12 protein-coding genes are annotated in these 9,081 nt (G+C 46.0%); 5 read left to right on the top strand and 7 right to left on the bottom strand.

Features of this window, described 5'->3' with window-relative positions:
* The 5 genes from tnpA to gpr all read right to left on the bottom strand — a co-directional run.
* The coding region (gene tnpA, locus BUB35_RS16830; RefSeq protein ID WP_143185485.1) for an IS200/IS605 family transposase at positions 1-186 on the bottom strand (186 nt) is incomplete at its 3' end.
* A gap of 211 nt (positions 187-397) precedes the next feature.
* Entirely contained in the window at positions 398-862 is a 465-nt protein-coding gene (gene ybaK, locus BUB35_RS16825; protein WP_072853668.1) for a Cys-tRNA(Pro) deacylase, read from the bottom strand.
* A 115-nt stretch (positions 863-977) separates the two neighbouring features.
* On the bottom strand, positions 978-2,261 hold the full coding sequence (locus BUB35_RS16820; RefSeq protein WP_072853666.1) for a hypothetical protein: 1,284 nt from the start codon (positions 2,259-2,261) through the stop codon (positions 978-980).
* Positions 2,251-2,667 (bottom strand): DUF6762 family protein, encoded by a 417-nt coding sequence (locus BUB35_RS16815; RefSeq protein ID WP_072853664.1) that lies wholly within the window; start codon positions 2,665-2,667, stop codon positions 2,251-2,253. The genes BUB35_RS16820 and BUB35_RS16815 overlap by 11 nt, the downstream gene beginning before the upstream one ends.
* A 283-nt stretch (positions 2,668-2,950) precedes the next feature.
* Complete coding sequence (gene gpr, locus BUB35_RS16810; RefSeq protein WP_072853661.1) at positions 2,951-3,958, bottom strand: GPR endopeptidase; 1,008 nt, start codon at positions 3,956-3,958, stop codon at positions 2,951-2,953.
* Positions 3,959-4,210: 252 nt separating this feature from the next.
* On the opposite strand from gpr, the gene rpsT reads away from it, so the two are divergent.
* Both rpsT and BUB35_RS16800 read left to right on the top strand, forming a co-directional pair.
* Complete coding sequence (gene rpsT / locus BUB35_RS16805; RefSeq protein WP_072853659.1) at positions 4,211-4,471, top strand: 30S ribosomal protein S20; 261 nt, start codon at positions 4,211-4,213, stop codon at positions 4,469-4,471.
* A gap of 75 nt (positions 4,472-4,546) precedes the next feature.
* Entirely contained in the window at positions 4,547-4,969 is a 423-nt protein-coding gene (locus tag BUB35_RS16800; protein WP_242949281.1) for a C-GCAxxG-C-C family protein, read from the top strand.
* Positions 4,970-5,042: 73 nt separating this feature from the next.
* On the opposite strand, the gene BUB35_RS16795 is transcribed toward BUB35_RS16800, so the two are convergent.
* The gene (locus BUB35_RS16795) at positions 5,043-5,804 is read right to left on the bottom strand and encodes a 4Fe-4S binding protein (RefSeq protein ID WP_072853655.1); all 762 of its coding nucleotides are present in this window, start codon (positions 5,802-5,804) and stop codon (positions 5,043-5,045) included.
* Between the two features lie 192 nt (positions 5,805-5,996).
* Between BUB35_RS16795 and BUB35_RS16790 the strand changes: the two genes are divergently transcribed.
* The 3 genes from BUB35_RS16790 to rd are packed head-to-tail and all read left to right on the top strand — an operon-like array spanning position 5,997 to position 8,734.
* Positions 5,997-7,304 carry a thymidine phosphorylase gene (locus tag BUB35_RS16790; protein WP_072853653.1) on the top strand — a complete coding sequence of 436 codons (1,308 nt, stop codon included), beginning with the start codon at positions 5,997-5,999 and terminating at the stop codon, positions 7,302-7,304.
* 35 nt (positions 7,305-7,339) lie between these two features.
* Positions 7,340-8,518 (top strand): phosphopentomutase, encoded by a 1,179-nt coding sequence (locus BUB35_RS16785; protein WP_072853651.1) that lies wholly within the window; start codon positions 7,340-7,342, stop codon positions 8,516-8,518.
* 54 nt (positions 8,519-8,572) lie between these two features.
* Positions 8,573-8,734 (top strand): rubredoxin, encoded by a 162-nt coding sequence (rd, locus tag BUB35_RS16780; RefSeq protein ID WP_072853648.1) that lies wholly within the window; start codon positions 8,573-8,575, stop codon positions 8,732-8,734.
* 149 nt (positions 8,735-8,883) lie between these two features.
* On the opposite strand, the gene BUB35_RS16775 is transcribed toward rd, so the two are convergent.
* Positions 8,884-9,081, bottom strand: a 198-nt coding sequence (locus tag BUB35_RS16775; protein ID WP_200777626.1) for a transposase, incomplete at its 5' end; no start/stop codon positions are given.

Below are 9,081 nucleotides of genomic sequence, written 5' to 3'. Positions count from 1 at the left end.
CAGTATATGTATATGATCCGGACAACATTCTGCTGCTATGATCTCTATCCCTTTTCTTTCGCATAATTCTCTAAGAATTTTCCCTATTTCAGCTTTCATTTTTCCATATATTACCTGTCTTCTATACTTTGGTGCAAATACAATATGATATTTACATTCCCAACTCGTATGTGCTAAACTATTCATATAAAAACCTCCTATGCTTTCTTGTGTCTTGGCGGACTCAAGATAATTATAGCATAGGAGGTTTTTGCTTGAAGCTGAAGCTCACTGATTCCCCCGGCATAGCCGGGGGTTTTTATTGGATTCACCAACAGAAAGCTGAAACCCTCTGGTAAGGATTTCAGCTTTCTTTATTTTCTTATGAAGTTGCCTCGAAAGAGGTTGGGCTTCTCTATTAATCCTGCATTTCCTTTGTCACATCCGCTTCCTTTGCTTCCACAAAACGGATGAGGTCTTCGGGATTCAGTATAATCTGCTCCCCACGCATGCCTGCGCTGACTGCGATTTCATCAAACAAAATGGCAGTTTCATCAATAAAAGTCGGATATTTCTTTTTCATGCCAATGGGGGAACATCCGCCGCGGATATATCCTGTCAGCCCCAGCAGTTCCTTCACATGGGTCATTTCCAGTTTTTTATTGCCGGAAACAGCTGCCGCTTTTTTCAAATCCAATTCCATATCCACAGGAATACAAAAAACGAGGATTCCCGTTTTATCCCCTCTTGTCACAAGGGTTTTGAATACCTGTTCTGCTGGAATTCCTACCTGTTCCGCCGCATGAAGCCCTGACAGATTGCTTTCATCATATTCATAAGACGCTGTGCGGTAGGAAATGCCTGCCACTTCCAGCTGCCGCATGGCATTCGTCTTGACTGTATCACCACTTGCTTTCTTCAAATTCCTCACGTTCCTTTCTGATACAAAAACGGCAGTCCATACCTTCGGTACAAACCGCCGCCACAGCCTGAGGCTGTCAATCGTCCAGTAATATAAATCCATAATCCTGCCCGGTTCTGGCAGAAATAAAGTTATTGGCTTCGTAGTCGCTGTTGACATGGGTAATCTGCCATACACCGTCGATCTTATAAGCCACATAACGGGAACCGTTTGTCAGTACCATATAGAAATACTGATCGGTACCACACTGATAATAAATCTGGCTTTCGTCGGTAATCAGACGCTTGGAAATCATGGTATTAACCAAGGACTGATCCCTGCGGACGATATAGCTCTTCCATACAGCCATGTTATAATCCGGCAAAAGTGACGGATTAAAGTCCGGAAGGGCACGGTTGATGCTGGTAACAGGGTAATATACATTCTGTAAGTTGGTATAAACCACTTCCCAGAAGTTATTGTCGTTGCGCAGTACATGCTGTTTCACATCCGCTGTATTTTTCTTGCTGGAGAATGTAACCACAGCATACTTATTATCTTTGCGGATTTCTCTAACGAAATAGTCTTCCAGACTGCCTTCATAAAGCCCTACAAAGTTCAAAATCCTGCCATATTCCGCTGAAGCAGAGGACAAACGCCCCATGGTTCCATGGTTCTGGTTATATCTTGCCAGCAGGCGGTTGTAACTTACAGAGGAAATCTGCCCTGCACGTCCTGCCGCAGATGCCAGCAAATAGGTGCCGTCAGACTGTTTGGAAGCGGCAAAGACGCAAAGATTCATGCTTTCCGCAGGCACTTCTGCCCCTTCATATTCCGCCAAGTCCCTGCCGTCTACCAACAGGATTTCATAGTCATCAGCAGACAAACCACTTTCCAGATACCCATTGCTTACCAGCGTATCTGTGGTGACTGTTTGTCCCGTATAATAAGCGTAAAGTTTGCCGTTTTTGCAGATCCAGCCCAGCTTTGTACCCAGATCGTTGTATGCACTCTGTCCCGCAGATGCCACAGACTTCAGGTTATTGAGCTGCATGGTGTTTTCACTCTGCCAGAAAGGCTTCGTATCCGCCACAGGTTCTCTTTTGGATGAACTGGAAACGGGTGTTTTCGGGCTTTCGTCTTCCGTATGTATGCTGGGAGCAATAATCCCAACTTCACTTTCTTCCGGCGCACCAATGGGAATATTTTCCTCTGCGGTCACTTCCTCATCCGGCGTTTCTGTTTCTATATTCTGTTGTGTATCCTGCACAGGAGGGTCTGCTTCCGGCGTTTCTTCCTGACTGCCAAAATTGCAGCCGCTTACCAGAAAAGCACAGATACCCGTCAGCAGGCAGACAGATCTGAATTTTTTATTGCTCACAATAATCATCCTTTTTGTCTACAATGGCTGCATAAACAGACTGCAGTTCTGCGTCATGCGCCTGCAAAATTGCAGACAGACGCTGTTCCATGGCTTCCGCTTCATCCACAAAAGGGAATGTCACAACCCAGACAGGATTCAAATGTCCTTCTTCTTCCGCCACGGTATCCACCACATCCTGCAGCGCATCCGCGTCATAGTAGTCAAAAATCGCGTCATATTCCCAGTCTTCCGCTTCTTTTTCGCAGCCCAGAGCCATATGCACCACAATACCGTCATCCGTTTCTTCTGCGTAGATGCGATCCAACAGACTTTCTTTACCGCTTACAGTATAGCAGCCCAGCTCCTTTGTTAAAAAACCACTTTCTTTTTCCTTTAACATTAATACGATTGCAGCTTCTTCCATGGGATTCTCCTTCTTTTCATACTCATACTATTCCAGAAATTATACTACAAATTTTGTTTATTTGCAAGAAACCGACCATGCTTTACCCTCTGGAAAAGCCCGGAATTCCGCTTTCTTTGACCAATTTTAATGATATGACGAAAAAATTAAGAAATTGTTCCATCTTTCTTAAGAAAAACCAGTCTGATTTCTCCCAAAGAAACCGCTTTTTTCTTTTGATGACACACAAAAAATAAGAATGAAAATCCACATGGATTCTCATTCTTATGATATGATACTTTTTTCAGCCAAAAAGTGACCAGTCTTCCTCTGTTAAACCGGGCTGCATAGCCATATTCACCGCTTTTGCAATGATATCTGCCAGACGGTCTACCACAGCGTCCACTTCCTTTGGTGTCACAAACATGTTTTCCGCTGCGGGAGTCAAAAGCTCTGTAATCAGACCGTATTTGTCCTCCGATTCCATATCCATTAACATCTGATAAAAAGGAGAATGTTCCTCTGTCTGGCTCCGCATTTCCGTCAACATCCGATCCATGGTATCGTTCACCAATGTTGCCGCATCCACCACTGTAGGCACACCGATGGCAATGACAGGCACTCCTAATGTTTCCTCACTAAGCATTTTCCGCTTGTTGCCCACACCTGCGCCGGGAGCCAGACCCGTATCGGAAAGCTGAATGGCGGCGTTGATGCGGCTGGTCTTTCTGGCTGCCAATGCGTCAATGGCAATGACCAGGTCAGGATGCATTTTTTCCACAATGCCTTTGACGATTTCCCCAGTTTCAATGCCTGTGATGCCCATAACACCGGGACTTACCGCAGCCACCGGACGGACTGTCTGCGCCATTTCCTCTGGCAAGGTGTCCCGCAGGTGCCGTGTCACCAGTATCCGTGAAACCACTTTGGGTCCTAACGCATCAGGTGTGATATTCCAGTTGCCCAGCCCAACTACCAGAGCCGTCCCCTGTTTTTTGAGTTTCGCCAAATGCTGCAATTCCTTGGAAAGCACTGCCACAATGCTGCTGTGACTTTCCGGATCGTTTTCCTTCAGCTTTTGCGCCTCCAATGTAATATAACTGCCCATAGGCTTGCCCATGGTCTGGCTGCCTTGTTCTGTCAAAATATGGACACGGGTCAGTTCATAGTCTTTCGTATGACTGGTTTCCACCTGCACACCATCCGGTTCCCCCGCTTCTTCTCGCCCTTCCCGCGCTATTTCTCTGGCTTCAATTGCCAAATCTGTCCGTACTGTGAACTTTTCCGCCGTCTGTTTGTCTTTTTGTTCCATATTTTCACCATCTTCCTGTATTTTCCCTTATTTTTTCCGCAGTTTTGAAATATATTCATTGACTTATGGGGAATCATCAGGTAGAATATATGGTGTTGAATTAACCACGGGCTATTTGCATGACAAAATACGCCCAACCGTGTCGGAGGAGTACCGTCCTCAAAGTGGTTAATATGTAGTAAAGAAAAAGCGATATTCCCCAAATATCGGACGAAGAAAAACCACAAAAAGAATTTTTAGGAGGAAAGCAAATTGGCTAATATCAAATCTGCAAAGAAAAGAATCAAAGTTATCAACAAAAAAACATTGAGAAATAAAATGATCAAATCTCAGGTTAAAACAGCAATGAAGAAAGTAATCGTAGCTGTAAACGCTGGTGACAAAGACGCTGCTGCTGTTGCACTGAAAGGCGCAACTTCCGCAATCGACAGAGCTTATATCAAAGGCATTTACCACAAAAATTCCGCAGCGAGAAAGAAATCCTCTCTGACAAAACTGGTAAACAGCTTATAATTTGAAAGCGACCCAAGAGGATACCCCATCAGGCGGTATCCTTTTTTCATGCTATTACGAAAGGAGATCACTGAATTGACAGAATTAACAGAAAGACAAAAACGTGTAGAAGAAAACCACAAGAAAGGCTATAACTGCGCACAAGCTGTTGCCTGCGCTTACAGCGATCTGTTTGGCGTAGATGAAAAAGAAGCATTCCGTGCCGTAGAATGTTTTGGTCGTGGCATGGGCGTCATGGGTACCTGTGGCGCTGTTTCCGCCATGGCATACCTGGTTGGACTGAAAGTTTCCGACGCAAATCTGGAAAACCCCAAAACAAAAGTTGACTGCTATGACACATTCAAAGCCATGAGCGAACTTTTCGCGAACAAAAACCAGTCCACCCTTTGCAGTGAACTGAAAGGTATGGGCACTGGTGTTGTACTGAGAAGCTGCCAGGGATGTATGGCAGACGCCGCAGAAATCGTTGAAAAACATCTGCTGCAGGAAAACAAATAATCTCATCCAAAAACAAAAAGCCGAAACTTCTTATTAATAAGGAAGGTTCGGCTTTCTTTTTTTACTCAAAATATCAGAAAAAGAGCTGGTTTTCTTTTCTGTCTGCGCAGACTTTACTCAGTTTTTCTGTCAGCATGCCAATGGCTGCTTCCGGCAGGCTTCTTGCCTTCTGGGTACATACGCTGATGCATCCCATGCAGGATACGCAAAGGTCTTTATCTGTTGTTTTTGGATTATCTTTTGGAATGGCACCCACAGGACAGTGTGTCACGCATTTGCCGCAGCCCTTGCAGGCATCGGATACCATAGGCACCAAACCACCGCCATGACGTTCCAGATAAGGTCTGTTACCGGGCAGTTCCGCACGTTTGGGGGCTCCTGTCAGCTTTTCTGCAATTTCTTTGCCAAATGCCTGAAGCTGTGTCTGATCTTCTGCGTTTGGTCTGCCTGCTCCAAACTGGTTCACAATGGAATGCTGTGTAACAGCGGCAACGCCTGCCACTGCCACAAAGCCCTGCGCTTCCAAAGCATCCTGCAATTCTGCAAAGGTATCGTCAAAAGCACGGTTGCCATAAGTAACAACCGCTACTGCCGCTGTGCCATTGCCGTGGAGGTTTTTGATCCGTTCAAACGCTGTCAGAGGTACTCTGCCGCCAAAGGACGGTACGCCGCAAACCAGAACATCATCTGTGCCCAGAGAAATTTCCGTACTTGCCGCAGACAAAGGTGTCAGATCCACTTCTTTTGCTACCTCACCCAATCCGCCAGCCACAGAACAAACGGCTGTTTTTGTGGTGCCGCAGGGGCTGAAATATATTGCTGTGATTTTTTTCATATCTTCTCCCTCTTTTCCTTTTCAAATTAATTTTATTATAAACCTTTTTTTCTTCTCCCACAACCAAAACCCAATGATAAATGAATAGTATTTTCCTTGGTATTATGGTATGATAAGGATATATTGGCAACCTCTTTTGGGGTTCCAATGATACAAACATTTAATAGCACCCCCATCAAAAGGAGGGATTATATGGATTTTCAGGATATTATCATCAAAAAACGTGATAAACAGAAGCTGACGAAAGAAGAAATTTCTTTCTTTATTCAAGGCGTCACAGACGGCTCCCTGCCGGATTATCAGATTTCTGCCCTGCTTATGGCAATTCTGCTCAACGGCATGGATGCGGAAGAAACGGCGCAGATGACCATGGAAATGGCACACTCCGGCGCATTGTTCGATTTGAGCAGTCTGCCCGGTTTCAAAGTGGATAAACACAGCACCGGCGGTGTAGGCGACACCACAACGCTGATTCTGGCACCTCTGGTAGCTTCTCTTGGTGTACCTGTGGTAAAAATGAGTGGTCGTGGTCTGGGCTTCTCCGGCGGCACCATTGACAAACTGGAATCCATTCCCGGTTTTCAGGTAGGCGTAACGGAAGAAGATGCGCTGACCTACGGCAAAACCAGCCATCTGGTACTTATGAGCCAGACGGACAACCTGACCCCTGCGGACAAAAAACTTTATGCTCTGCGGGATGTAACAGGTACTGTAGACAGCATTCCTCTCATTGCCGCCAGTATCATGTCCAAGAAAATCGCCGCCGGCGCGAACGGCATCGTTCTGGACGTAAAATGCGGCAGCGGCGCTTTCATGAAAACACAGAAAGACGCCGAAGCATTGGCACATATTATGGTAGAAATGGGACAACATGTAGGCAGAAAGGTCACTGCCATCATCAGCGGCATGGATCAGCCTCTTGGCATGTATATCGGCAATTCTCTGGAAGTTATGGAAGCCATGGAAGTCCTCAAAGGCAATGTAAAAGGCGACTTGCTGGAAGTTTCCCTGCTGCTTGGCGCACATATGCTCCTTTTGGCAGGTCGTGTCCAGACAGAAGCCGAAGGCAAAGCATTGTTGCAGCAGCAAATTGACAACGGCGCAGGCATTGCCAAATTCCGTGAACTGCTCATACAGCAAGGCGGAAATTCTGCCATCATCGAGCAGCCTGACTTACTGCCCCTTTCCCCTTGTTCTCTGGAAGTCAGGGCAGAAAAAAGCGGTTATCTCACCCACATGGATACGGCAAAAATCGGGCGGGCATCTCAGGAAACTGGTGCAGGACGGGCTTTCAAGGAACAGCCTCTGGATTTCGGCGCAGGCATCATTACAAAAAAACGTCTTGGCGATTATGTGGAAGCAGGAGAAGTGCTGGCAGTCATTTACAGCGCCAAAGACAAAGCCTGTGCATCGGCGGCGGAAATTTTCCAGTCCGCACTGACCATCTCGGCAGAAAAAGCACCTCTGCCGCCGTTGGTTTTGAACATCATTTCGGCATAAAGCAAACATTTATATAGAGAAAGGAAGCGATTGATTTGAAAAGAGCAATTATTATTGTATTGGACAGTGTAGGGATTGGCGAACTGCCTGACGCAGCCGATTTCGGCGATGTAGGCAGCAATACCTTGGTAAATATCAAAAAAGCAAGACCTGAAACTTCCCTGCCCAACATGGCAGCGCTGGGTCTGGGCAACATTCAAGGGGAAGACATCCACCTGCTGGGCAAAGTGGACGCACCCAAAGGCGCATACTGTAAACTGGGCGAAAAATCCATCGGGAAAGACACCACCACAGGTCACTGGGAAATCGCCGGCGTTCTGACAAAAGAACCCTTCCCCACTTTTACAGAAACAGGTTTCCCTAAAGAAATCATGGACAAATTTGAAGAAGCCATCGGCAGAAAAACACTGGGCAACTATGCCGCTTCCGGCACAGTCATCATTCAGGATCTGGGGGATGAACACGTAAAAACAGGCTATCCCATCGTTTATACTTCCGCTGACAGCGTATTCCAGATTGCAGCTCATGAAGACGTGATTCCCGTAGACAAACTCTATGAAATCTGCGAAACAGCCAGAAAACTGCTGACAGGCAAATACGGCGTTGCTCGTGTCATTGCTCGTCCCTTCATCGGTACCAGCGGCAACTACACCCGTACCAAAAACCGTAAGGACTTCTCTCTGGAACCTACTGGCGTGACCATTCTGGATCTGGCGAAGGAAAAAGGCATGAACGTAACAGCCATCGGTAAAATCGAAGACATCTTCGAACACCGCGGCATGACCCGGACAGACCATACCACAAACAACAATGACGGTATCGAAAAAACCATTCTGTATACCAAAGAAGAATTCGAAGGCATCCTGTTCACAAATCTGGTAGATACAGACATGATCTATGGTCACAGAAATGACGTGGAAGGCTACGCAAAAGCGCTGGAATACTTCGACAGCAAACTGCCTGAAATCATGGACGCGATGCACGATGACGACATCCTGTTCATCACCGCAGACCACGGCTGTGACCCTACTACCCCCAGCACAGACCATTCCAGAGAATACACCCCTCTGCTGGTATACGGCAAACATGTAAAAGAAGGCGTAGATCTGGGCGTGCGCAAATCCTTTGCGGACATCGGTCAGACCATCTCTGATTATCTGGGTCTGGGCGCTCATTTTGAAGCAGAAAGTTTCTTAAAAGATATCTTGAAATAAAGCATCTTTTGGTATAGAATAACTGCAAATCATAAAAAAAAGGAGCGTTGCAGTATGAAAAAATATGAATGTACCATCTGTGGATATATCTACGACGAAGCCAAAGGCGATCCCGAACATGGCGTTCCCGCTGGAACTCCTTGGGATAAACTGCCGGCAGACTGGGTATGCCCTCTTTGCGGTGTAGGCAAATCCGATTTTGAAGAAAAACACTGATGCAATCAAAACCACCCGTTGAACGGGTGGTTTGATCAGACCCTATAAGGGTCTATCTCTTGTGGTAGCCCCCTAAAGGGGGCATTGAATAGTCTGGCAACCACACTTTTAACTCTGGCTGCCCCCTACTCGGGGGCACTTTTTATGCCTTATTTCACCGGCTCACCCGTGAACGGGTCTGTAAATTCCTTTAAACTTATTTGATCATTCATAATATCATCTTCCAGCTGATTTTTGATGTATTCTTTTATTGCCGTTTCATATCTGCCTACTGTATCTACAAAATATCCTCTACACCAAAAATGTCGATTTCCATACTTGTACTTTAAGTTTGCGTGTCTATCAAA

This window comes from Anaerotignum lactatifermentans DSM 14214 (assembly GCF_900142265.1).
GTDB lineage: Bacteria > Bacillota > Clostridia > Lachnospirales > Anaerotignaceae > Anaerotignum > Anaerotignum lactatifermentans.
This window is presented reverse-complemented; position numbering and strand designations above follow the sequence as displayed.